This window comes from Ciceribacter sp. T2.26MG-112.2, assembly GCF_900492205.1.
Classification (GTDB): Bacteria; Pseudomonadota; Alphaproteobacteria; order Rhizobiales; family Rhizobiaceae; genus Allorhizobium; species Allorhizobium naphthalenivorans_A.
Window position 1 is genome coordinate 19132 of sequence record NZ_UEYQ01000012.1, and the last position, 22543, is coordinate 41674.

Below are 22543 nucleotides of genomic sequence, written 5' to 3' on the forward strand. Positions count from 1 at the left end.
CAATGGACTGCACCTATGCCCGTCCTCAGAACACCCTTCTCATCCCTTCTCCGCCAGCCAGTCGCGCAGTGCCGCGTTGATGCGCGATTGCCAGCCGGGGCCGGTCTGGCGGAAGCGCTCCAGCACATCCGGGTCCAGCCGGATGGTGGTCGACACCTTCGGGCTTTCACTCTTGGGCCGCCCGACCCGCACAGCCGCCGCGTCCAGCTTTTCAAGCCACGGCGACCGGCTAAGGTCCGGCGCCTCGTCCGAGTTCGGACCTGTTTTCGCTTGAGGGTTGTCGTTGTCGCTCATAGGCACCGCCTGCTCCCAACACCAGAATGCCAACCTTCCCCCGCTCGATCAAGGCTCCCCCCTCAATCCCACTCCGGCGCCAGATGCCCCGGATTGACGATCCGCCCGTCCGGCCGGGCGAGCGCCGAAATGGCGTCCATTTCCTCGGCGTCGAGCGAGAAGTCGAAGACGGCGAAATTTTCCGCGAGCCGGCTTTCGGTGGCGGTCTTGGTCAGCGCCGCAACGCTCTGCTGTTGGATCAGCCAGCGGAGCGCAACTTGAGCCGCCGTCTTGCCGTGGCGCGCGCCGATGTCCTGCAAAAGCTCGTCCTTCGGCACCCGGCCGTCGGCCATGGCGTAATAGGCCGTCACCGACATGCCGTAGGAGCGGGCGGCCGAGAGTACGGCCGTCTGGTCGAGATAGGGGTGGTATTCGATCTGGTTGGTGACGATCGGCGCCTTCGACAGGCGGACGGCCTCGCCCATCAGCGCGCAATTATAGTTGGACACGCCGATATGGCGCACCTTGCCGGCGTCGACCAGCGCGTTGAGGCCCTCGATCTGCTCGTCCAGCGGCACCGGGCTTTTCGGCCAGTGCAGGAGAAGCAGGTCGACATGGTCGGTCTGAAGCTTCTTCAGGCTCTCGTCGACCGAGGGTCCCATGTCGCGCCTCGAAAACTTGTCGACCCACACCTTGGTGGTGAGAAAGATGTCGCTCCGCGCGAGCCCTGAGCGGGCGATCGCCTCGCCGACTTCGGCCTCGTTGCCGTAGATCTGGGCGGTGTCGATATGGCGAAAGCCGGTCTTCAGGGCGAGCGGCAGGATCTTCAAAACGTCTTCGCCCGGCATGCGGAAGGTGCCGAAGCCGAGGGCGGGAATATGCGCGCCGTTGGCGGTGACATATTTCATGGGAAAACTCCTCTTTCGCGCGGGGGGAGGGCGCGTCGCGCCGCAGGACCTGTGATCGCAGTCCTCCCTAACATGAGGCTTTTGCTTCGCGCTTCAAGCGAGAACTCGGCCTTTGCGGCCAGGGCAGTGCGCGCCGGGATAGGGGCAGGCCGCCCCACGCCTTACTCGCGGATCGCGATCCCCGCCTCGATTGCCGCGGCGATGAAAGCCTTGCGCGCATCCTCGTCCTTCTTCTTGCCGGCGACCACGTCCATGCAGACGAGCAGCGCCTTGTCGAGCGCCGGTCCTTCCTCGCTCGGCCAGTCCTCGATCATCGCCCAGGAGGCGGCTTCGGTGCTGTCGATCGTCACGTCCTCGCCCTCTTCGCCGAGCGCGAGGGTGACGGGCTTTGTCCAAAGGGTGCTCATCGGCTAAGGCTTTCAGTCGGTTGGCGTCGGCATGTGCCGTCAAGGTTCGGGATTGCCTTCTAGCGAAGTTACGCCTTCACCGCCACGACAAACAGACGGGGAAACCGAAGCAGCAACCGCCCGTCCGCCATCGGCGGATAGGCTTCTCTGATGCGGGCCGTGTAGTCGGCGAGGAAGGCCGGTGCATGGTCTTCTCCCGCGGCATCGAGATAGGGGCGAAGGCCGGTGCCCTTCACCCATTCGACGATCGCCTCGGCATTTTCCATCGGATGATAGTAGACCGTGTGCCAGACATCGACGCGCGCGGCCTTCGGCGACAACCGTTCGAGATAGGCGGCGGGCGAGGGGAGGCGGGCGCGCCGCAGCCTGCCACCGGCAAAGGCGGAGCCCCAAGGTCCGGCGGCTCCAGTCTCCTCCATCAGGAGATGCGTCGGCTCATCGAGATTGTCGGGCATCTGCACGGCCAGAACCCCGCCCGGCGCCAGATGGTCGATCAGGCCCTCCATCAGGGTCAGATGATCCGGCAGCCATTGCAGCACCGCATTGGCATAGAGCAGGTCGGCCGGCGCCTCGGGTTTCCAGGTGGAAAGGTCGGCCTTGACGAAAGGCGTGTCCGGCAGCCTTGCCCGCGCCTTGTCCAGCATGTCCGCATCGCTGTCGAGGCCGGTCACAGCGCCACGCCCGAAGCGCTCGATCAGCAGTTCGGTCGAATTGCCCGGCCCGCAGCCGAGATCGTAGACGCGCTCTGCGCTCTGAAGCGGCACCTGCGCCAGAAGATCGCGCGCCGGCCGCGTCCGCTCTTCCTCGAATTTCAGATACTGCGTCGCCGACCAGGCCATGGCGTCAAGTCCCTCACAGGCTGGCGAGGTTGGGCAGGATGAGGTCCGGCCCGTGATCGCCATATTCGTCCGGCAGGTCGAGCCGGTTGATCCACACGGTACGGAAGCCAAATTTCTGCGCGCCCGCCACGTCCCAGCGGTTGGACGACTGGAAGGAGACGGCATCCGGATAGAGCCGGTAGGCGGTCGTCACCATGTCGTAGACCTGCGGCGCGGTCTTGTAGGCGCGGAGGGTATCGACGGAGAACACGTCGTCGAGGATGCCGTCGAGCGCCGCATTCTTCACCGCGGCTTGAAGCATGGCCGGCGAGCCGTTGGAGAGGATGGCCAGTTTCGCGCCGCGGCTCTTCAAGTCCTTCAGCACGGCCGGCACTTCCGGATAGCAGTCGAGCGTCCAGTAGGCCGACAAGAGGTCGGCGCGCAGCGCGCGGTCGACGCTCGGAAACCGGGCGAGCGTATAGTCGAGCGCTTCCTCGGTCAGTTGCCAGAAATCGCGATAGCTGCCCATCAGCGTGCGCACCCAGGAATATTCCAGCTGCTTGGCCCGCCACATCTCGGAAAAGCGCTGATGCTCCGGTCCGGCCCGCTCTGCATGGCGGCGCACCGCCGCATGCACGTCGAACAGCGTGCCATAGGCATCAAAGACGTAAGCTGCGGTGGACATGGCTCCTCCCTTAGTCGCATTCATCGCAGTGATAGGACGCGCGGCGCGGCGCGGCAAGGGCGCCATTCGGCTCGGTTCAGCGCGCAGCTACCTCTTCGGCCCGCGATCCCGCCACATCATGGTCGATCTCGGTCAGGGCCCGGTCGAGATGCCCTTCAAACACCAGCATCGCCTCTTCCGGTACGATGGTGATGTCCGGCGCGCCGTAGATGCGCACATGCAGCGATTGCGCAAGGCCCTCGTCGAGGCCGCGGCGCAGGAGGTCGATATAGCGCGTGCCATGGCCGGTGATGACGATCGGCATGTTGTCGTGCAGGCTCAAGACCCGCGACAGTCCCTGGCCGAGCGCCAGGCCCGCCTGGCGGAAGGCATATTCCGACATGCGGTGTCCCTGGCGGGCGCGGGCGGCGATCTTGTCCATTTCGGCCAGCGGCACGAACTTGGCCGGGATCGTGTCCGGCGGCACTTCGAAGGCGGTCCGAAGGATGCCGTAAAAGCCGGCCGAGGCCTCGACGCAGCCGATAGAGCCGCAGCGGCAGAGCTTGCCGTCGGAGGCGTTCAGCATATGGCCGAAGTTCGGCGCGCTGACCTCCAGTTCGCCGGAATGCCCGCGCCTGGCGATCCCAAGCCCGATCGAATGGCCGAGCGACAGGGTGGCGAGCGCCTGGAACGGTCTGCCGGGCTCCTTGTCGGCGCGAAGCCCCAGCGCATGGGCGACCAGCAGCGTCTCGTTGTTGAGACGGATGCGGGTCTGCGGCGATAAGGCAAGCGCGGTGGAAAAGTCGATCTCCGCCCGTCCGAACACCGGCGACCAGAGGAGCCGCGAGCCGCCGGCATCGACCATGCCCTTGGAGCTGATCGACACCGCGGCGATCCTTTCGGGCAAGAGCCGCGAGCGGCCGGCCATGCGCGACAGCGCCTCCCGGAACCCGGCAATGAAGGCGGCGGGGGAGGGGGTGCCATGGTCGCGCGGCTCGTCGAACCGGTCGGTCAGCGTTCCGGTATAGTCGGCCAGCGAATACTGGACGCTGTCCGACGAGATGCGCGCGGCGATCAGATAGCTGAAATCGCGCTTGCGGCCGAAGAGTACACGCGGCCGGCCGCGCCCGCCGGTCGCCGGCTGCTCGTGGCGCTCCAGCGCGCCGAGGCGCTCGAGATCGGCGGTGATCGCCGAGACGGTGGCCGAGGCAAGGCCGGTTGCGGCGGCAATGTCGGTATGGGCAAGAGAACCCTGCCGGCGAAGTGCGGCAAGCACCAGCGCGCTGTTTTGCTGACGCACCATTTCGGTGCTCGATTTCGTCAGCATGGCAGGCGTCCGATCATAATGGTCCTTTGCGATATGACCTTGAGCAAGATCATCAGGCCGCGCCGTTTTGCAAGCCCTCCGGGGCCTTGTTGACAGCCTCGAAATCTTCTGACATTTATTTTCTCGACTGTCGAGAAAAACCAACGGCCACTTGGCCAGGGCAAGGCAGTATTCTTCGACGGGCCGCTTTAGGGGGTGAACGGGAGGTTCGCCGGCGTGCCGCGTCTTTCAAAGGGAGGCTTTTATGAAATCCGTCTTGAAGCTGATGGCGTGCGCCGCCGTCATCACCAGCCTGCACACCGTCGCCAACGCCAAGGACCTCGTGGTCGGCGTCTCCTGGTCGAACTTCCAGGAAGAGCGCTGGAAGACCGACGAAGCCGCCATCAAGAAGGCCCTTGAGGCCTCCGGCGACAAGTACATCTCCGCCGACGCCCAGTCGTCTGCCGCCAAGCAGCTGACCGACGTCGAGAGCCTGATCGCCCAGGGCGCCAATGCGCTGATCGTGCTTGCCCAGGATTCGGACGCCATCGGCCCGGCGATCGAAAAGGCCGCCGCCGAGGGCATTCCGGTCGTCGGCTATGACCGCCTGATCGAAAACCCGGCCGCCTTCTACATCACCTTCGACAACAAGGAAGTCGGCCGCATGCAGGCCCGCGAAGTGTTCAAGGCCAAGCCGGAAGGCAATTACGTCTTCATCAAGGGCTCGTCCTCCGACCCGAACGCCGACTTCCTGTTCGCCGGCCAGATGGAAGTGCTGAAAGAAGCCGTCGACGCCGGCAAGATCAAGAATGTCGGCGAAGCCTATACCGACGGCTGGAAGCCGGAAAACGCCCAGAAGAACATGGAGCAGTTCCTGACCGCCAACGACAACAAAGTCGACGCGGTCGTCGCCTCCAATGACGGCACCGCCGGTGGCGCGATCGCCGCCCTTTCGGCCCAGGGGCTTGCCGGCTCGGTTCCGGTCTCCGGCCAGGATGCCGATTTCGCCGCCTTGAACCGCGTCGCGCTCGGCACCCAGACGGTATCGGTGTGGAAGGACAGCCGTGAACTCGGCAAGCGCGCCGCCGAAATCGCCGTCGAGCTTGCCGGCGGCAAGAAGATGACCGAGATCGAAGGCGTGACCGCGTTCTCCGGTGGTCCGAAGGGCGTCGAAATGCAGTCGGTCTTCCTCGCCCCGCTGCCGATCACCAAGGACAACCTGAACGTCGTCATCGACGCCGGCTGGATCACCAAGGAAGCCGCCTGCCAGGGCGTCACTGCCGGTTCCGTCGCGGCCTGCAATTGACACGGGCCTGACCTGACGGCCTCATGAACCTTGAAGCGTCGCGACCTCCGCAAGGTCGCGACGTCTCATAGGGTCGTAGGGGAGGCCGGGCCGCCATTGCCGCACGCGCTGCGGCGGGCGCGCCATCGCAAGGGATTACCAAAGTGGGAGAACGGCACGGCATGGCCGATATCACGAATACCACGCAGGCCGCGCGCGCCGGGGCGGGCGAAAACCCGGTGAAGCGCTTTTTCCGCGCCACCGAGATCGACACCCGCCTGCTCGGCATGATCGGCGCCATGCTGATCATCTGGATCGGCTTCAACATCATTTCCGGCGGTCTGTTCCTGACCCCGCGCAACCTGTGGAACCTGTCGGTGCAGACCGCCTCCGTCGCCGTCATGGCGACCGGCATGGTGCTGGTCATCGTCACCCGCAACATCGACCTTTCGGTCGGTTCGGTGCTCGGCTTCGTCGGCATGTTCATGGGCGTGCTGCAGGCCGAACTCCTGCCGCAGGTGCTCGGTTTCGACCATCCGCTGACCTGGGTCATCGCGCTTGGCTGTGGCCTCCTTCTCGGCGCGGCGATCGGCGCGCTGCACGGCGTCATCATCGCCTTCCTCAACGTGCCGTCCTTCATCGTCACGCTTGGTGGGCTTTTGGTGTGGCGCGGCGCCACCTGGTTCGTCACCTCCGGCCGCACGGTCGCCCCGATGGACGCGACCTTCCGCCTGATGGGCGGCGGCACGGCCGGCTCGATCGGCGCCACCGCCAGCTGGATCGTCGGCGTCATCGCCTGCCTGGCGATCGTCGCGACGCTGGTCAATTCGCGCAAGCAGCGCCGCCGTTTCGGCTTTCCGCTGCGCCCGCTCTGGGCCGAATATTTCCTCACCGGCGTCAGCTGCTTCCTGGTCCTGGCAACCGTCTATGTCTTCAACAACTACCCCTGGCCGGTGGCGATCGCCCGCAGGTTCGCCGATGAAAACGGCATCGCCTGGCCGGACGGCGGCCTGTTCATCTCGCACGGCATCGCCATTCCGGTGCTGATCGCGATTGCCGTCGGCATCGTCATGACCTTCATCTCGACCCGCCTGCGCTTTGGCCGCTATGTCTTTGCCATCGGCGGCAATCCGGAAGCCGCAGAACTTGCCGGCATCAAGACCCGCTGGGTCACCGTCAAGATCTTCGCGCTGATGGGCATGCTGTGTGCCATCGCCGCGGCGATCTCCACCGCCCGCCTCAATGCCGCGACCAATGCGCAAGGGGAACTCGACGAACTCTACACCATCGCCGCGGCCGTCATCGGCGGCACCTCGCTCTCGGGCGGCATGGGCACGGTCGCCGGTGCCATGCTCGGCGCGCTCGTCATGCAGTCGCTGCAGTCGGGCATGGTTCTGGTCGGCATCGACACGCCCTTCCAGCGCATCGTCGTCGGCGTCGTTCTCGTCGTCGCCGTCTGGCTCGACACGATCTACCGCGCGCGGGCGAGATAAGAGGATTTCATCATGACTGACAAACGCACTCCGCTCGTGCAGATGAACAATGTTTCCATTTCGTTCGGCGGCATCCACGCGGTCGAGAACGCCTCGGTCGATCTCTATCCCGGCGAGGTCGTGGCGCTTCTCGGCCACAACGGCGCCGGCAAGTCGACGCTGATCAAGATCCTGTCGGGCGCCTATCGCCGCGACGCCGGCGAGATCCTGATCGACGGGCAGCCGGCCGACATCGCCAATCCGCGCGACGCCAAGAAATACGGCATCGAGACGATCTACCAGACGCTCGCCGTCGCCGACAATGTCGACGCTGCCGCCAACCTCTATCTCGGCCGGGAACTGCGCACCCCCTGGGGCACGCTCGACGACGTGGCGATGGAGGCCAAGGCCCGCGAGGTAATGGGGCGCCTCAACCCCAACTTCCGCCGCTTCAAGGAGCCGGTGAAGGCCTTGTCCGGCGGCCAGCGCCAGTCGGTGGCGATCGCAAGAGCCATCCTGTTCGACGCCCGCATCCTGATCATGGACGAGCCGACGGCGGCCCTTGGGCCGCAGGAGACCGCCCAGGTCGGCGAACTGATCCAGCAGCTGAAGCGCGAGGGCATCGGCATCTTCCTCATCAGCCACGACATCCACGACGTCTTCGACCTCGCCGACCGCGTCTTCGTCATGAAGAACGGCAAGGTGGTCGGCCAGGCACGCACGCAAGACGTCACCAAGGACGAGGTGCTCGGCATGATCATCCTCGGCAAATGCCCGCCGGGCGCGATCCCGGGTCCGGGGGCGATGCAGGTGGCGTGAGGGGCGGCCTACGGCGGCGGCTGCACCTCTCCCCTTGTGGGAGAGGAAGCAATTTCAGCATCTTAGCGTCAGCTAAGTGCTAGAAATTGCAGGTGAGGGGGATGCGCCGCGCGAGGATACTGACCCCCTCACCAACAAAATCTACGACTTGGCTCGCGCCAAGGCCGTGATTTTGTAACCTCTCCCACAAGGGGAGAGGCGGGGTGTCGCGTGACTGGCCCGGTTTGCCCCGCCGGGCTTTTTCCGGTTGACTGGGAGATCCGGATCCCTCGCCCTCAGAACCGGGTAATCACGCTGATCCCGAGGTCGGTCGCCCGGTCCATCGCCACCAGCGCCGGCACCGCCTCGTCGAGTGAAATTTCCCGCCCGATCAGGCGTTTCGGGTCGAGCTTGCCGGCGGCCATCATCGACAGCATCGCGTCGTAGCGCCAGGCCTGCATGCCGTGGCTGCCGTAGATCTCCAGCTCGTGGCCGATCACCTGCGCCATCGGGATCTGCGGCGTCGAATGGTCTGCGAGCATCAACCCGACCTGCACGTGACGGCCGCGGCGGCGCAGATTCTTGATCGAGTTGAAGCAGGTGACGGGCGACCCGAGCGCGTCGATCGACACATGCGCGCCGCCTTTCGTGATCTCGCGCACCGCGCCGGCGACGTCCTCGGTGTCGCGCGCATTGACCGCCGCGACGGCGCCGAGCGTGCGGGCAAAGGCGAGCTTCTCCTCCGATATGTCGATGGCGATCGGATTGGCGCCAAGCGCTGCGGCAATCATGATCGCCGAAAGCCCGACGCCGCCGCAGCCATGCACCGCCACCCATTCGCCGCCGCGCACCCTTGCCTGGTCGGTCACCGCCCGAAACGAGGTGGCAAAGCGGCAGCCGAGGCTGGCCGCGGTGGCGAAGTCGACGCTATCCGGTAAATGAACGAGGTTCTGGTCGGCGAAATCGATCGCCACATATTCGGCAAACGAGCCCCAATGCGTGAAGCCCGGCTGGAACTGCGCCTCGCAGACCTGCTGGTTGCCGGAGCGGCATTCGCCGCAGCGCCCGCAGCCGGACACGAAAGGCACGGTCACCCGGTCGCCGACCTTGTAGCGCATCACTCCGCGGCCGGTGGCTGAGATCACGCCGGCCAGTTCATGGCCCGGCACATGCGGCAGCCGGATGTCCGGGTCGTGGCCCATCCAGCCGTGCCAGTCGCTGCGGCAGAGCCCGCTCGCCTCGACCTTGACGACGACGCCGTTCTCGGTCGGTGTCGGATCGGGCACGACCCGGATATCCGGCATCTGTTCAAAGGCCTCGTAATACATGGCGCGCATGGGTCGTCTCCGAAGGGCAGGGGCAAATCTCGCCGAAACCTAGCGCAGCGCTTGAGGATTGGGGCATGACTATTTTTGATCGATTTATTCACCCCAGTGCTGCTTTTTCCGGATAAAGCGGAGGAAGCGAAAGACAAGAAACGAGGACGAACCAATGGCTGTCGATACTTCCGCCCGCACCACCACCTGGACCTATGTCGATGGAGAATGGATCTCCGGCAACCCGCCGCTGATCGGTTCCGTCTCGCATGCCATGTGGCTGGGGTCGACCGTGTTCGACGGCGCGCGCTGGTTCGACGGCATCGCCCCCGATCTCGATGCCCATTGCCGCCGCGTCAACCGCTCGGCGGTCAACATGGGCATGACGGCCACGGTTTCGGCCGAGGAAATCGAACGGCTGGCCTGGGAAGGCGTGAAAAAGTTCGACGGCAAGACGGCCATCTACATCAAGCCGATGTATTGGGCCGAACATGGCATGCCCGGCTCCGTCGTCGCCGCCGACCCGGCATCCACCCGGTTTGCGCTCTGCCTGTTCGAGGCGCCGATGCACACGGCCCAGCCGCATTCGCTGACCCTGTCGCCCTTCCGCCGCCCGACGCCGGAATGCGCCATGACCGATGCCAAGACCGGCAGCCTCTATCCCAATTCCGGTCGCATGATCCTCGAGGCGCGGGCCCGCGGCTTCGACAACGCGCTGGTGCGCGACATGAACGGCAATATCGTCGAGACGGCCTCGTCCAACGTCTTCCTGGTCAAGGACGGCGTGGTCTTCACGCCCGCCGCCAACCGCACCTTCCTCGCCGGCATCACCCGCGCCCGCGTCATCGGACTCCTGCGCGCGGCGGGCTACGAGGTGCGCGAAGTGACGCTTTCGGTCGAGGATTTCATGGACGCCGACGAGATCTTCACCTCGGGCAATTATTCCAAGGTCGCCCCGGTCAACCGGCTCGACAGCCGCGAACTGCAGGAAGGCCCGGTCGCCCGCAAGGCTCTGGAGCTCTACATGGACTGGGCGCGGACCACGCGGGTGGGTTGACCGCGCAGTTTTCGCGGCCGCAGAGGCAATTTCGGCGCGCAGGGCAGGGACTCCGCGCCGGACTGCCGATGCTCTGGCCAGTGTTCCCTCCCAATGGGATTGCTGGCGTTCGCAGCGCCGAACCGGAATTCCCTCTTCTCCCCAGCGGGGAGAAGTGCCGAGCGAATGCGAGGCGATGAGGGGGCCGAGTGCGCGGCGCTTCTGGGCTTCGCCCCCCTCATCCGGCGCTCCGCGCCACCTTCTCCCCGCTGGGGAGAAGATGCGCCGCCACCTGCCTTGCCGATCCTCTGCGACTGCGGCGAAGCGCCACTTTGCAAGATAGATGTATCTTCATATATATGAAGAAACGTTTCTTCGCGGGAGAGCTCTGTGGCCAATATCACCGTTCTCGGCTCCGGTTTCGGAGCCCTCACCACCATTCGTGAACTGCGCCGCAACGGCGTCGAGGACGAGATCACGGTGATTTCGCCGCGCGACGAACTGCACTACCTGCCAAGTTCGATCTGGCTGCCGGCCGGCCTGCGCAAGGGATCGAAACTGAAGATCCCGTTGTCGAACTTCTTCACCGAGCATCGCGTGCGCCACGTCAAGGCGTCGGTTACCGGGCTTTCCGCCGACGGCCGGGTGGTGCTGACGGATGCCGGCGAGTTTGCCAACGACCAGCTGGTGATCGCCACCGGCGCCCGCTTCATCCGCAAGCTGCCCGGTATCGAGCATGGGCTGGTGCCGTGCGAGGGCATTGCCGTCGGCGAGGAGATTGCCCGCCGGCTCGAGGGCATGGCGGGCGGCACGATCGCCGTCGGCTTTGCCACCAACCCCAACGAACAGGGTGCCGTGCGCGGCGGGCCGATGTTCGAATTCCTCTTCATCATCGACAGCCTCCTGCGCCGCCAGGGAAGGCGCGAGCGCTTCAAGCTGGTCTTCTTCAATCCGTCGCCGAGGCCCGGCCAGCGGCTCGGCGACAAGGCAGTCGACGGCCTGCTGAAGGAAATGGCCAAGCGCGGCATCGAGACGAGGCTCGGTCACAAGATGGTCCGGCTCGAAGCCGACAAGGTGGTGACCGAGGGCGGCGAGTTTTCCGCCGACCTCATCCTTTTCATGCCGGGGCTGACCGGCCCCGCGTGGCTTGCCAATGCCGACCTGCCGCTCTCGCCCGGCGGCATGATCGCGGCGGATGAGAAATGCCGGGTCGAGGATCGCCCTGGCGTCTGGGTCGTCGGCGACAGCGGCAGCTTCCCCGGCCCCGACTGGCTGCCGAAACAGGCGCACCAGGCCGACCTACAGGCCAAGGCCGCAGCGGAAAACATCGCCGCGGTGCTGAAGGGCAGGGCGCCGGAGACCGATTTCAAGCCGGAACTGATCTGCATCGTCGATATGCTCGACACGGCCATGCTGGTCTATCGCAGCGAAACGCGCAGCTTCCTCGGTCCGAAGATGAAGATCTTCCACTGGCTGAAGCGCTATTTCGAAGGCCACTACCTGCGCGTCTACCGCTGACGCCTCCGGCGCGATTGCGGCTTGATCGGATGCTGTAGCCTCTCTATCTCTCGAAGGATCGTTTCCGATTTCCTCGAAGAAGGAAGGCCTCCCCTTGTCCGTTTTCGCCAATCTGCCGAAGCCCGCCGCCGCGCCGAAAAAGCCCGTCTCCGACACCCGCCACGGCATCACCCGCACCGACGACTATGCCTGGATGCGCGCCGAAAACTGGCAGGCCATGTTCAAGGACCCGACCCTGCTCGACGCCGAGCTTCGCCGCCATCTCGAGGCCGAGAACGCCTATATGGAAGAAGCCATGGCCGACACGAAAGAGCTGCAGAAAAAGCTCTTCGCCGAGATGAAGGGGCGCATCAAGGAAGACGACAGTTCGATCCCGATGAAGGACGGCCCGTTTGCCTATGGCACCGCCTTCGTCACCGGCGGCGAGCAGCCGCGTTATTTCCGCATCCCGCGCGACGCCGACCACAAGGACGAAAGCCAGCGCCACCTGCTGCTCGACGGCGACAAGGAAGCCACCGGCAAGGACTATTTCCGCCTCGCCGGCATCGACCACACCCCCGACCATGCATTCGGCCTCTGGGGCTATGACGACAAGGGCTCGGAATATTTCACCCTGCGCATCCGTGATCTGACGACCGGCGAGGATCTCGCCGACGTGATCGAGAATACCGGCGGCGGCGGCGCCTGGGCGCCGGACGGCAAGAGCTTCTTCTATACGCTGCAGGACGAGAACCACCGCCCCTCCAAGGTCTTCCACCACATCGTCGGGCAGCCGCAGTCGCAAGACCGGCTGGTCTACGAGGAAAAGGATCCGGGCTATTTCATGGGCGTCGGCGGGTCCTTGCTCGACGACTTCATCTATCTCGACATCCACGACCACGAGACCTCGGAATACCGCATCCTCTCGACGAGGGATCTGACCGCCGAGCCCATGCTGGTCGCCGAGCGGGTCGAGGGCATCGAATATTCGCTGACCGAGGGCGGCGACGTCTTCTACATCCTCACCAATGACGGCGACGCCAAGGACTTCAAGATCGTCGAGGCCCCGGTGACCGCGCCTGGCAAGGAAAACTGGAAGGAAGTGGTCGCCCATGTTCCGGGCCGCCTGATCCTCAACCACATGGCCTTCGCCCGCCATCTCGTCTGGCTGCAGCGCCGCAACGGCCTGCCGGAAATCATGATCCGCGACCGGGCGACCGGCGAGGAGCATTCGATCGCCTTTGCCGAGGAGGCCTATGCGCTCGGCCTCCAGGGTGCTGCCGAATACGACACCGACGTCATCCGCTTCTCCTATTCGTCGATGACGACGCCGACCCAGCTCTTCGACTACAATATGGCGACCCGCGAGCGCGTGCTGTTGAAGACCCAGGAAGTGCCGTCGGGCCACAATCCCGATGACTATGTCACGCGCCGCGTGCTTGCGCCGTCGCATGACGGCGTCGACGTGCCGGTGACGCTGCTCTACCGCAAGGATACGCCTCTCGACGGCTCCGCGCCCTGCCTGGTCTATGGCTATGGTGCCTACGGCATCTCGATCGCCGCCGGCTTCAACACCAATTGCCTGTCGCTCGCCGACCGCGGCTTCGTCTATGCCATCGCCCATATCCGCGGCGGCAAGGACAAGGGCTTCCAATGGTACGAAGACGGCAAGATGGAAAAGAAGGAAAACACCTTCAAGGACTTCATCGCCGCCGCCGACCATCTGGTGAAGCAAGGCTTCACGTCTCACGACCGGATCATCGCCGAAGGCGGATCGGCGGGCGGCATGCTGATGGGCGCGATCGCCAATATGGCACCGGAAAAATTCGCCGGCATCATCGCCGCCGTGCCCTTCGTCGACGTGTTGAACACCATGCTCGACGACACCCTGCCGCTCACCCCGCCGGAATGGGGCGAATGGGGCAATCCGATCGAGTCGCTTGAAGAGTACAACTGGATCGCCGCCTACAGCCCCTACGACAATGTCGGGCAAAAACCCTATCCGCCGATCCTCGCGCTCTCCGGCCTCACCGACCCGCGGGTGACCTATTGGGAGCCGACCAAGTGGATCGCCAGGCTGCGCGAAAAGGCCCCCGACGCCGGACCCTATCTCCTGAAGACCAACATGGCCGCCGGCCACGGCGGCAAGTCCGGCCGCTTCCAGCGCCTGGAGGAGATCGCCTTTGAATATGCCTTTGCGGTGAAGGTGGCGGGGAGGATGTGAGCTTGAACTCCCGCCCGGCGAGAAAACGCTAAAGGGGGGCAGGCTCCTAAGGTCGCAACGGGAGTTATTCAATGCGCGTCTACGTCGCCCTCCTGCGCGCCATCAATGTCGGCGGAACCGGCAAGCTGCCGATGGCCGAGCTGAAGAGCCTGTGCGAGGGCCTCGGCCTTGCCGATGTCTCGACCTTCATCCAGAGCGGCAATGTGATCTTTCGCGACCGCGGCGATCCGGCCGAGATCGCCGCCCGTCTCGACACCGCCCTGGCGGAAAGGCTCGGCAAGCCGCCTGGCGTCTTCCTGCGCCGGCCCGCCGAACTGGCTGCGATCGCCAAGGCCAATCCCTTCTCCGCCATGGAGCCGAACCGCGTGCTGGTCAGCTTCTTCGCCGAACCCGTTCCCGAGGATGCGCTTCACGGCCTCGTCGCCCCAGACGGCGAGGAGGTGGTGGCGCTCGGCCGCGAGATACTCGTCCACTATCCGATCGGCTCCGGCCGTTCGCGGCTCAAGCTGCCGATCCTCAGGACCGGCACGTCGCGCAATGTCAACAGCGTGGAGAAGCTGCGCGACATCGCGCTGGCCCTCGAAAGGGGGTAGCGCCGGCATGTCGACGATCATTCCACTGCTGGCTCTCGCGGTGATTGTCACGGTGCTCGTCACCGCCCTCCGGTCGATGCGCCGGCCAAAGCCCTGGCAACCGTCTTACCCGCTCATCGATGCGAGCCCCGAGGAGATGGAGCGCCGGGCGAAGGATCTCCGCGACCGGCTCTCTCGCGCCCCTTTCGGCGAGGCGCGCGCGACGGCGCTGTGGCGCAAGCTCGCTTCGGTCGGAGAGGGCGAGGGGCTGATCGTCGAATTCCACCGCGACTTCTGCGGCCAGGGGCTGATCCGCCGCGCCGGCGGCGTCGTGCTCTGCGACATCTTCGACGGCGGCGGATATACCGGCGATCCCATCGCCGCCTGGGGCGACGAAACCGACTTCGTCGCCTTCTTTGCCGGCCAGTCCGATTTCTCCTGCAGCGGCTGGGACGAGCGCGAGCCGGTCTTCCGCACCGCCGATCCCTGGTATCGCAACAACCAGCGGATCACCGGCGCCGCCATCGATGCCTGGCTTGCCAAGGATCGCTTCTGAACGAGGGGAAAGGAGGCCGCGGCGTGTGACATGCGTCACGAAGCAGCGTCACGCCCGCAATGGAATGTCAAGCGCCCGAGGCGCGCATTCGCCCTCATGCTGCAGCGCGGCGCAAGCTTCGCGCAAGCTTCAATGGTTAATGATTGGTTAACTATTGGAACGAGAGTGTGTGTCATGCGGATTGATAGCGGCCTCAGCGGCTATTCCTACCACAGTCGGTACATTCCGAGCGCCAGCGAAAGCGAAGACGCCTCGGTCGATACCTCGGCTGCCGCAAAGCCGCGCAATGCCGGCAATTCGGCCTTTTCCAGCACGCTCCTGTCGTCCAACCTCGCAACGGCACTCTGGATCGTCGAGGGTGGCCGCAAGGCGTCCGCAAGCCTCCAGCCCGAACTGACCTCGGTCGCCGAAGAGGCATCCGCTCCCTCGGTTGCCGAGAAGGTCGAGGCACTCTACCGCGAATATGAACTCGGCGAAGACGCCTGAGCGTCGACGAGTGTCGGAATGGACATGAAGCAAGGGCGCCGTCGAGCGCCCTATTTGCTGGCTTGGATTCCGGTCTGATCGGAGCGGCCGGATGAGGGGAGCGAAGCTCGGGCTGCCTTCGCCCCTCCGTCATCCGGCCCGAAGGCCGGTCTTCAATGGGCGTGGTCGTGACGGTGGTGCGCGTCGGGGTGGGCATGGCCGCCATGGTCGACGGCGCAACTGCTGCCGCAGCCGCAGCCTTCCTCGGCCTTTTTCGCCAACGCCTCCGCGCCACCCGTCTTCCATTCGTGCCAGGACTGCCAGAGGATCTGCGCCGAAGAATTGAGGAACAGGCCGGCCATGATGAAGGCGACGGCAAGGTCCGGCCAGGCGGTGGCCGTACCCCAGACGCCGACGGCGGCGATCATGACGATGACATTGCCGATCGCGTCATTGCGCGAGCACAGCCAGACCGAGCGCACATTGGCGTCGCCGTCCTTGTAGTTCATCAGGAGCAGCACGCTCGTCACATTGGCAGCCAGCGCCATGAAGCCGATCACGCCCATGACCGGCGCCTCCGGCATGCCGTCGTAGAACACCCGCCAGACGGTCGAGCCGAAGACCCAGAGCCCCATGAAGAACAGGCTGATGCCCTTGGCGGCGGCGGCCGTGCTGCGCACCTTCAAAGATGCGCCGATCACCGCGAGCGAAATGCCGTAGGTCACGGCATCGGCGAAGAAGTCGAGCGCGTCGGCTTGCAGCGCCTGCGAGCGGGCGAGCTGGCCCGCCGTCATCTCGACGAGGAACATCGCCGCATTGATGAAGATCACCAGCCACAGCCGGCGCTTGTAGGTGTCGGACATCCCGTCGAAGGGGGCGTGCTCGTGGCCGTGGCTGGCACTCATTTGGTCTTTTCCTTTTCGTCTTGCTCTCGTTCGCCGTCTTACCTAATCTCTATAGCGACTAGAGGTTCAAGAGGGTTTCTGACAAAATGTACGCGATCGGCGAACTTTCCCGCCGCACCGGCGTCAAGGTGCCGACCATCCGTTATTACGAGCAGATGGGCCTGATTTCAGCGCCGGACAGGTCGGAGGGCAACCAGCGGCGCTACGAGCGCGCCGATCTGGAGCGCCTGACCTTCATCCGCCATGCCCGCGATCTTGGCTTCCCGATCGAGGCCATTCGCGAGCTTCTGTCGCTGAGCCGCCATCCCGACGAGCCCTGCGAACGCGCCGACCATATCGCCCGCGAGCAGCTGGCCGAGGTGCGCGAAAAGATCGCCCGGCTGCAAAAGCTGGAGCACGAGCTGGACCGGATCGTCTCCCATTGCGGCAGCCACACGGTCGGCGACTGCTATGTCATCCGGGCGCTGTCCGACCACGGGTTGTGCGACCACGAGCATTGAGGGAGAGCAGGCGATGCCGGTCATCAGACAGCAGGACGCGCCGCTGGAGGAGGGCAAGGCCGAAGGGATCAATGCCGAACTCGGCGCCTATGCGGCACGGCTCCTGTCCGATGCCGGCGGACTCACCCAGTTCGGCGCCTTCGTCGAGACCCTGGCGCCCGGCTCCTTCTCCTCGCACAAGCACTGGCACGAGCGGGAGGACGAATTCGTCTATGTTCTCTCCGGCACCGTCACGCTGAACGAGGGCGACAGGCTGACCGAGATGCGGCCCGGCGATGCCGCGACCTTCAAGGCCGGCGTTCCGGTCGGCCACCGCCTGGAAAACCACTCCGATGCCGATGCCACCTATCTCGTGGTCGGCACCCGCTCGCCGGACGACGTGGTGCATTACACCGACCGGGATCTGCGGCTCACCAAGGTGAACTTCGAAAAGACCCTGACCGACAGGGCCGGCAATCCGGTCCGCCGTTAGGCGGTCGGAAAACGGTCCTACAGTGCGTCCTTCTCGAGCAGCGAAAGGCAGTCCTCGGCTCGCTTCAGCAGCGCGGTCTTCTTGCCCTCGTCCATCCGCCGCCAGCCGGCGAGGATATTGGCCATGCGGTGATTGCCGCGGAACTTGTCCTCGTTGACGGCGATGAAGCGCCAGTAAAGGGAATTGAACGGACAGGCGTTTTCGCCGGTGCTGTCCTTGACGTCATAGGAACAGCCGCCGCAGAAATTGCTCATCCGGTCGATATATTTGCCGCTCGCCGCATAGGGCTTGCTCGCCATCAGCCCGCCGTCGGCGTAGAGCGCCATGCCGAGCGTATTGGGCAGCTCCACCCATTCATAGGCATCGGCATAGACGGCGAGATACCATTCGCATACCTCATCGACCGACAGCCCGGCGATCAGGGCGAAATTGCCGGTCACCATCAGCCGCTGGATATGATGGGAATAGGCGTGTTCGATCGTGTCGCGCACGGCGCATGCCATGCAGCGCATTTTCGTCTCGCTGCTCCAGTAGAGCGCCGGCAGAGGGCGATGCGCATCAAGCGCGTTGCGTCCCACATAGTCGGGCATGAAGCGCCAGTAGACGCCACGCACATATTCGCGCCAGCCGAGGATCTGGCGGATGAAGCCTTCGACGGCATTGAGCGGTGCTACCCCTTCATGATAGGCGCGCTCCGCCCGGCGGATCACCTCGAGCGGCAGGAGTAGCCCGGCATTGAGATAGGCGGCGATCATCGAGTGGAAGAGGTAGGGCTCGCCCGCCACCATCGCGTCCTGCCAGTCGCCGAAGGAGGGCAGGATCCCGGTGACGAACTGCTCGAACTCCGCCTCGGCCTGCTGTGAGGTCACCGCGAAATGAAAGGGACGGAGCTGCCCGAAGTGATCAGGAAAGCGCGCCTCCACCAGGTCCAGCACATCGCGGGTGATCGCGTCATGCCGCCACGACAGGCGCTTCTGTCCCTTCAGCCCCTTCGGCGGCGACTTCCGGTTCTCCTTGTCGAAGTTCCATTGTCCGCCCTCCGGTTCTCCGCCCCGCATCAGCACGCCGAAATGCCGGCGCATGTCGCGGTAGAAATATTCCATGCGCAGTTCCCGGCGGCGGTCGGCCCAGCGTCCGAAGCCGGCGCGGGTGATGAGGAAGCGGTCGTCCTCGCGGATCTCGACCGGCACGCCGAGCTTTGCCTGCCAGCCGCGCATCTCGTCCATCAGCCGATATTCGCCCGGCTCGGTGACCACCAGACCCTCTGCACCGGTCTCGGCAAGCGCCCGTTCCACCTCGCCCATCAGCGACTGGCGGTTGTCCGGGTCGTCGAGCGTCACGTACCGCACGGAAAATCCACGCCCCCGCAATTCTTCGGCGAAGTGCCGCATGGCGGAAAACAGGAAAGCGATCTTCTTCTTGTGGTGGCGCACATAGCGCGCCTCCGCCATCACCTCGGCCATCAGCACGACCGAGCCTTGCGGCTTTGCATCGCGAAGCGCGGAGAGGGAATGGGAAAGCTGGTCGCCGAGAACGAGGTGAAGCAGGGTCATCCTGGAGAAACGTCGAGCGCGTTCCCCCGGATCACTCCGGCATTGACAATCGATTGAAACCGGCGCATCTAACCTGTCATGATCATCGCACGCGCACCCATCTCCTGCACGTATTTTTGGGCCTACCGGTAACCGGCGGCTCGACAGATCATCATGTCAACAGGCCGCCGTCAGGCGGCCTTGTTGTTTTCCGAGACAAAAGCTTCCCCTGACGGCGCAACGAAAGAAGGGAAGCCAGAAATGACCGAAGACACCGACATCACCCTGCCGCGACCACCCGTCGTGGTCATCCGCGCCGCCAAACCCCATGACCTGCCCGAACTGAACGCCATGATCGCGGCGCTCGCCCTGCATCATGGCGACGCCTCGGCCATGACGCCGGAAAAGCTCGAGCGCGACCTGTTCGGTCCGCTGCCGTGGATCACCGCGCTGGTCGCCGACGGCGGCGAGGGACTGATCGGCTACGCCATCCTCGTGCCGCTCTACAGGGCGGACGAAGGCAAGCGCGGCATGGACCTGCATCATCTCTACGTGCGCGACGGCCAGCGCGGCAATGGCATCGGCCAGCACCTCGTCGCGCGTGCCCGCGAGCTTGCCCGACAGTCCGGTTGCGACTACCTTTCGGTCAGTGCCGCGACCGGCAATTTCGCCGCCCATCGCTTCTACGAACACATGGACTTCGTGCCGCGTCCCGTCACCGGCATGCGCTACATGCAGGCGCTGTCTTAAGCGCAGCCACGCTTTGCCTTTCGGTTTCGAGGAGATTTTGCCATGCCCCGCATCGCTGTTGCCCTGCATGCCGATTTCGCCGATTGGGAGCCCGCGCTCCTGATGGCCGCCGCGCGCTATTATCTCGGCTGTGACGTGGTGACCGCCTCGCCGGACGGCCAGCCGGTCGTCTCGATGGGCGGCCTCAAGGTCACACCGGACATCAGCTTCGCCGAGATCGACCCCGAGCGTTTCGACGCGCTGGTGATCCCCGGCGGCTATGCCTGGGAAAAGGGCGAGGCCTTCGATTTCACCGAGCTGGCCGGGGATTTCCACGCGAAGGGGAAGGTCGTGGCCGGCATTTGCGCCGCAGCGAGCGCGCTCGCCGCAACCGGTATCCTCGACGGCGTCGCCCATACCGGCAATTCACTCGCCTCGCACCGGAAGTATCCGGGCTATCAGGGCGCGGAGCATTATCGCGACCAGCCGCGGGCCGTCTGCGACAAGGGCGTGGTCACAGCGCCGGGCTCGGCACCCGACACCTTTGCCATGGAGGTCCTGAAGGCCCTCGATCTGTGGACGCCGGAAGCGCAAGCCGAGATCTCGGCTTTTGCCGCCGAGCATCGCTAGCGTTTGCCAGGGAAAAGTGGGGAGGGGCTCGTTTTCCTGATAAGACAAGTGGAAACAACGGGGAGAGCCTCGCGGGTTCAGAACCTGGCAAACTTGAGCGCATCGACCGGAGACGAAGGGCTCCGGCGGGCGAAAAATGTTCGAGGTCGGAAGCGCCTTCGCGTCAGTGCCGGACCGGCGGGTTCTGCGACCACTGCTGCAGCGTCGTCTTGATCAGCACCAGCGCTGCCTGCTGCGCATGGTCGCGCTCGCGCGGATCGATGATGTTGGAGAGCCGTTTTTCGAAGGCCCGCACGGTTTCGTCCACCCAGCGGTGCAGCGCCGGATCCGGATAGCTGTCGAGCAGCGAGCGCAGCGCGCTTTCCATTCGCCGACGTTCCATGCTCATGCTTTGGTCCCTGGCCATTGTGACGAACCGCACTCTGGCGGCACAGGCTTGCGCCATGCTGGAGGGGTGGGGGAGGGAGTTGCCGATTGCGAAAGACCAGCCTATCTTGGCCGTAGCGGAGCAAAGTCATGCCTGAAACACTGAACATCACGGTTCCGAACGAGATGATGGAGGCCCTTCGCGGTCGGGTGAAGGCGGGCGCTTACGCGTCTACCGAGGAGGCCGTTCTCGCTGCGATCGCCAATATGGTACGTGACAGCGACACGCGGGATGATCGACTTGATCTCATTCGCGCCAGGATATCGGCGTCCCTGGACGATCCAGGCCCCAGTCTTGCCAGCTCCGATGTCCGCCGTCGTCTCGACGATCTCTATGCCCGCCATCGCGGGTGAGGACCGGAATGGAGCGCTTCGCGGTCGTTTTTCGTCCTCAGGCGCTCACCGATATCGAGGCGATCTTTCTTTATGTTCTTGAGGTGAGTCGGAGCGTTCAGACAGCCTCCGCTTTTACCGACCGCATTTATGCCCGGTGCGAGCGCATCGGCGATGCGCCCCATGGTGGCGTTGCACGCGAAGACCTGGGGTCCGGCATTCGGCTGGTCCCTTTCGAGAAACGGGCCGTCATCCTCTATCGCCTGGAGGGCCATGCCGTCGTTATCGTCAACATCTTCTACGGCGGTAGAGACTATGCCGCGCTCATGCAGGGGGAGACGGACTGAAGCTGACATAGGGCGGCTTCAAGGCGCCGCCTGCCCCTCATTCGCCTTCCGGCACCTTCTCCCCGTGAACGGGGATAAGGACCAGGCGGGACCGCGGCGGCCGTCCCCTCTCCCCACTTGCGGGGGCCCGAAGGACGGGTCGAGACACACCGCTCACTTCACCGCCGGGACGGCCTTCAGATAGGCGGCGATCGCCTCGCGGTCGGAGGCGGTAAGCTCCGCCATGTTCTTCTGCACCTCGACCATCGAACCGCCGACGCTGTCGAAGTCGGGGGTAAAACCGGTTTCGAGATAGCTGGCGATATCGCCGGTCGACCACGACCCGACGCTCTTTGAGCCGGGCGTGATGTTTGGGATCATGCCTTCGCCCTCCGGGTTCGGGCCGCCGGCCAGCCACTGGCCGCTCTTGAAGCCACCGAGCATATCGCGCGGCGTGTGGCATTCGCCGCAATGGCCGGGCCCCTCGACCAGATACTGGCCGAGCTTCACGGGTTCGTCGGCATTGGCGAGTTCGACACGGGGCGCATTGGTAAAATAGAGGAATTTCCAGCCGCCGAGCGAAAGCCGGATGTTGAAGGGGAAGGGCAGTTCGTGCTCAGGCGCCACCGCCTCGCTCGCCGGCAGCGTCTTCATGAAGCCGTAGAGATCGTTGATGTCCTTCGGCGCCATGCGCGCATAGGAGCCGTAGGGGAAGGACGGATAGAGGTGTTCCCCCTTGCGGCCCACCCCGCGCGTCATCGCATCGCCGAATTCGGAAAGCGTCCACGCGCCGATGCCGGCGGTCGGGGATGAGGAAATATTGGGTGCATGGAACGTGCCGAACGGGCTCTTGAGCGGCGCGCCGCCGGACAGCACGAGCCTTGCCTCGCCCTCGGATTTCGCCGCCGCATGGCAGCTCGTGCAGCCGCCGGCAAAGAAGATGCGCCGGCCGTTGTCGAGGTCGGGTTCCCCGAGATCGGCCCAGACGGACGGGTCTTGCCGCTCAGGCTCCGTGACGAACAGGAAGCCCGCCCCGCCGACCACGCCGAGCGCCAGAAGCGCGCCGAGCCTCTTCAGCCATTTCGATGCCATG

At 64.8% G+C, this 22543-nt stretch carries 26 protein-coding genes; 15 read left to right on the plus strand and 11 right to left on the minus strand.

The window, feature by feature from the left end:
- Positions 1-39: 39 nt before the first annotated feature.
- From DYZ14_RS16135 to DYZ14_RS16160, 6 genes are all read right to left on the minus strand, one after another.
- Positions 40-294, minus strand: a complete 255-nt coding sequence (locus tag DYZ14_RS16135) for a BrnA antitoxin family protein (RefSeq protein WP_154721631.1) — start codon at positions 292-294, stop codon at positions 40-42.
- Positions 295-356: 62 nt separating this feature from the next.
- Positions 357-1181 carry an aldo/keto reductase gene (locus tag DYZ14_RS16140; protein WP_154721632.1) on the minus strand — a complete coding sequence of 275 codons (825 nt, stop codon included), beginning with the start codon at positions 1179-1181 and terminating at the stop codon, positions 357-359.
- A gap of 161 nt (positions 1182-1342) precedes the next feature.
- Entirely contained in the window at positions 1343-1588 is a 246-nt protein-coding gene (locus DYZ14_RS16145) for a DUF982 domain-containing protein (RefSeq protein WP_154721633.1), read from the minus strand.
- A gap of 68 nt (positions 1589-1656) precedes the next feature.
- The gene (gene tam, locus DYZ14_RS16150) at positions 1657-2427 is read right to left on the minus strand and encodes a trans-aconitate 2-methyltransferase (protein WP_154721634.1); all 771 of its coding nucleotides are present in this window, start codon (positions 2425-2427) and stop codon (positions 1657-1659) included.
- 13 nt (positions 2428-2440) lie between these two features.
- The gene (locus DYZ14_RS16155; protein ID WP_154721635.1) at positions 2441-3091 is read right to left on the minus strand and encodes a haloacid dehalogenase type II; all 651 of its coding nucleotides are present in this window, start codon (positions 3089-3091) and stop codon (positions 2441-2443) included.
- Positions 3092-3167: 76 nt separating this feature from the next.
- Positions 3168-4397: an ROK family transcriptional regulator gene (locus tag DYZ14_RS16160; RefSeq protein ID WP_154721636.1), complete on the minus strand. Its 1230-nt coding sequence runs from the start codon at positions 4395-4397 to the stop codon at positions 3168-3170.
- A 244-nt stretch (positions 4398-4641) separates the two neighbouring features.
- On the opposite strand from DYZ14_RS16160, the gene xylF reads away from it, so the two are divergent.
- The 3 genes from xylF to DYZ14_RS16175 all read left to right on the plus strand — a co-directional run bounded on the left by xylF (position 4642) and on the right by DYZ14_RS16175 (position 7952).
- Complete coding sequence (xylF, locus tag DYZ14_RS16165) at positions 4642-5682, plus strand: D-xylose ABC transporter substrate-binding protein (RefSeq protein ID WP_154721637.1); 1041 nt, start codon at positions 4642-4644, stop codon at positions 5680-5682.
- Between the two features lie 161 nt (positions 5683-5843).
- Positions 5844-7154 carry a sugar ABC transporter permease gene (locus DYZ14_RS16170; RefSeq protein WP_154721638.1) on the plus strand — a complete coding sequence of 437 codons (1311 nt, stop codon included), beginning with the start codon at positions 5844-5846 and terminating at the stop codon, positions 7152-7154.
- Between the two features lie 12 nt (positions 7155-7166).
- Positions 7167-7952, plus strand: coding sequence for an ATP-binding cassette domain-containing protein (locus tag DYZ14_RS16175; protein WP_154721639.1), 786 nt, complete (start codon positions 7167-7169; stop codon positions 7950-7952).
- Between the two features lie 275 nt (positions 7953-8227).
- Here the strand turns inward: DYZ14_RS16175 and DYZ14_RS16180 are convergent, their stop codons facing one another.
- Complete coding sequence (locus tag DYZ14_RS16180) at positions 8228-9268, minus strand: zinc-dependent alcohol dehydrogenase family protein (protein ID WP_154721640.1); 1041 nt, start codon at positions 9266-9268, stop codon at positions 8228-8230.
- Positions 9269-9422: 154 nt separating this feature from the next.
- Here DYZ14_RS16180 and DYZ14_RS16185 point away from each other — a divergent pair, with 154 nt between their 5' ends.
- The 6 genes from DYZ14_RS16185 to DYZ14_RS16210 all read left to right on the plus strand — a co-directional run bounded on the left by DYZ14_RS16185 (position 9423) and on the right by DYZ14_RS16210 (position 15618).
- Entirely contained in the window at positions 9423-10304 is an 882-nt protein-coding gene (locus DYZ14_RS16185; protein WP_154721641.1) for a branched-chain amino acid aminotransferase, read from the plus strand.
- 369 nt (positions 10305-10673) lie between these two features.
- Positions 10674-11801, plus strand: coding sequence for an NAD(P)/FAD-dependent oxidoreductase (locus DYZ14_RS16190; protein ID WP_154721642.1), 1128 nt, complete (start codon positions 10674-10676; stop codon positions 11799-11801).
- A gap of 94 nt (positions 11802-11895) precedes the next feature.
- Complete coding sequence (locus DYZ14_RS16195) at positions 11896-14004, plus strand: S9 family peptidase (RefSeq protein WP_154721643.1); 2109 nt, start codon at positions 11896-11898, stop codon at positions 14002-14004.
- Positions 14005-14075: 71 nt separating this feature from the next.
- Positions 14076-14597 (plus strand): DUF1697 domain-containing protein, encoded by a 522-nt coding sequence (locus tag DYZ14_RS16200; RefSeq protein WP_154721644.1) that lies wholly within the window; start codon positions 14076-14078, stop codon positions 14595-14597.
- Between the two features lie 7 nt (positions 14598-14604).
- Positions 14605-15132: a hypothetical protein gene (locus tag DYZ14_RS16205; protein WP_154721645.1), complete on the plus strand. Its 528-nt coding sequence runs from the start codon at positions 14605-14607 to the stop codon at positions 15130-15132.
- A gap of 174 nt (positions 15133-15306) precedes the next feature.
- Complete coding sequence (locus tag DYZ14_RS16210; RefSeq protein WP_154721646.1) at positions 15307-15618, plus strand: hypothetical protein; 312 nt, start codon at positions 15307-15309, stop codon at positions 15616-15618.
- A 152-nt stretch (positions 15619-15770) separates the two neighbouring features.
- On the opposite strand, the gene DYZ14_RS16215 is transcribed toward DYZ14_RS16210, so the two are convergent.
- Positions 15771-16502, minus strand: coding sequence for a cation transporter (locus DYZ14_RS16215; RefSeq protein ID WP_154721647.1), 732 nt, complete (start codon positions 16500-16502; stop codon positions 15771-15773).
- 86 nt (positions 16503-16588) lie between these two features.
- On the opposite strand from DYZ14_RS16215, the gene DYZ14_RS16220 reads away from it, so the two are divergent.
- Together DYZ14_RS16220 and DYZ14_RS16225 are read left to right on the plus strand one after the other, a co-directional pair.
- Entirely contained in the window at positions 16589-17002 is a 414-nt protein-coding gene (locus tag DYZ14_RS16220) for a MerR family transcriptional regulator (protein ID WP_115671183.1), read from the plus strand.
- A gap of 13 nt (positions 17003-17015) precedes the next feature.
- Complete coding sequence (locus DYZ14_RS16225; protein WP_154721648.1) at positions 17016-17474, plus strand: cupin domain-containing protein; 459 nt, start codon at positions 17016-17018, stop codon at positions 17472-17474.
- A gap of 17 nt (positions 17475-17491) precedes the next feature.
- On the opposite strand, the gene DYZ14_RS16230 is transcribed toward DYZ14_RS16225, so the two are convergent.
- Positions 17492-19027 (minus strand): cryptochrome/photolyase family protein, encoded by a 1536-nt coding sequence (locus DYZ14_RS16230; protein WP_154721649.1) that lies wholly within the window; start codon positions 19025-19027, stop codon positions 17492-17494.
- A 240-nt stretch (positions 19028-19267) separates the two neighbouring features.
- On the opposite strand from DYZ14_RS16230, the gene DYZ14_RS16235 reads away from it, so the two are divergent.
- Both DYZ14_RS16235 and DYZ14_RS16240 read left to right on the plus strand, forming a co-directional pair.
- Complete coding sequence (locus DYZ14_RS16235; protein WP_154721650.1) at positions 19268-19756, plus strand: GNAT family N-acetyltransferase; 489 nt, start codon at positions 19268-19270, stop codon at positions 19754-19756.
- Positions 19757-19798: 42 nt separating this feature from the next.
- Positions 19799-20365, plus strand: coding sequence for a DJ-1/PfpI family protein (locus DYZ14_RS16240; RefSeq protein ID WP_154721651.1), 567 nt, complete (start codon positions 19799-19801; stop codon positions 20363-20365).
- 163 nt (positions 20366-20528) lie between these two features.
- Here DYZ14_RS16240 and DYZ14_RS16245 read toward each other — a convergent pair whose 3' ends face one another.
- Complete coding sequence (locus DYZ14_RS16245) at positions 20529-20753, minus strand: hypothetical protein (RefSeq protein ID WP_181904033.1); 225 nt, start codon at positions 20751-20753, stop codon at positions 20529-20531.
- A 128-nt stretch (positions 20754-20881) separates the two neighbouring features.
- Here DYZ14_RS16245 and DYZ14_RS16250 point away from each other — a divergent pair, with 128 nt between their 5' ends.
- Entirely contained in the window at positions 20882-21145 is a 264-nt protein-coding gene (locus DYZ14_RS16250) for a ribbon-helix-helix domain-containing protein (RefSeq protein ID WP_154721652.1), read from the plus strand.
- An 8-nt stretch (positions 21146-21153) separates the two neighbouring features.
- On the plus strand, positions 21154-21471 hold the full coding sequence (locus DYZ14_RS16255; RefSeq protein WP_154721653.1) for a type II toxin-antitoxin system RelE/ParE family toxin: 318 nt from the start codon (positions 21154-21156) through the stop codon (positions 21469-21471).
- Positions 21472-21624: 153 nt separating this feature from the next.
- Here the strand turns inward: DYZ14_RS16255 and DYZ14_RS16260 are convergent, their stop codons facing one another.
- Entirely contained in the window at positions 21625-22542 is a 918-nt protein-coding gene (locus DYZ14_RS16260; protein ID WP_154721654.1) for a c-type cytochrome, read from the minus strand.
- Position 22543 lies beyond the last annotated feature (1 nt).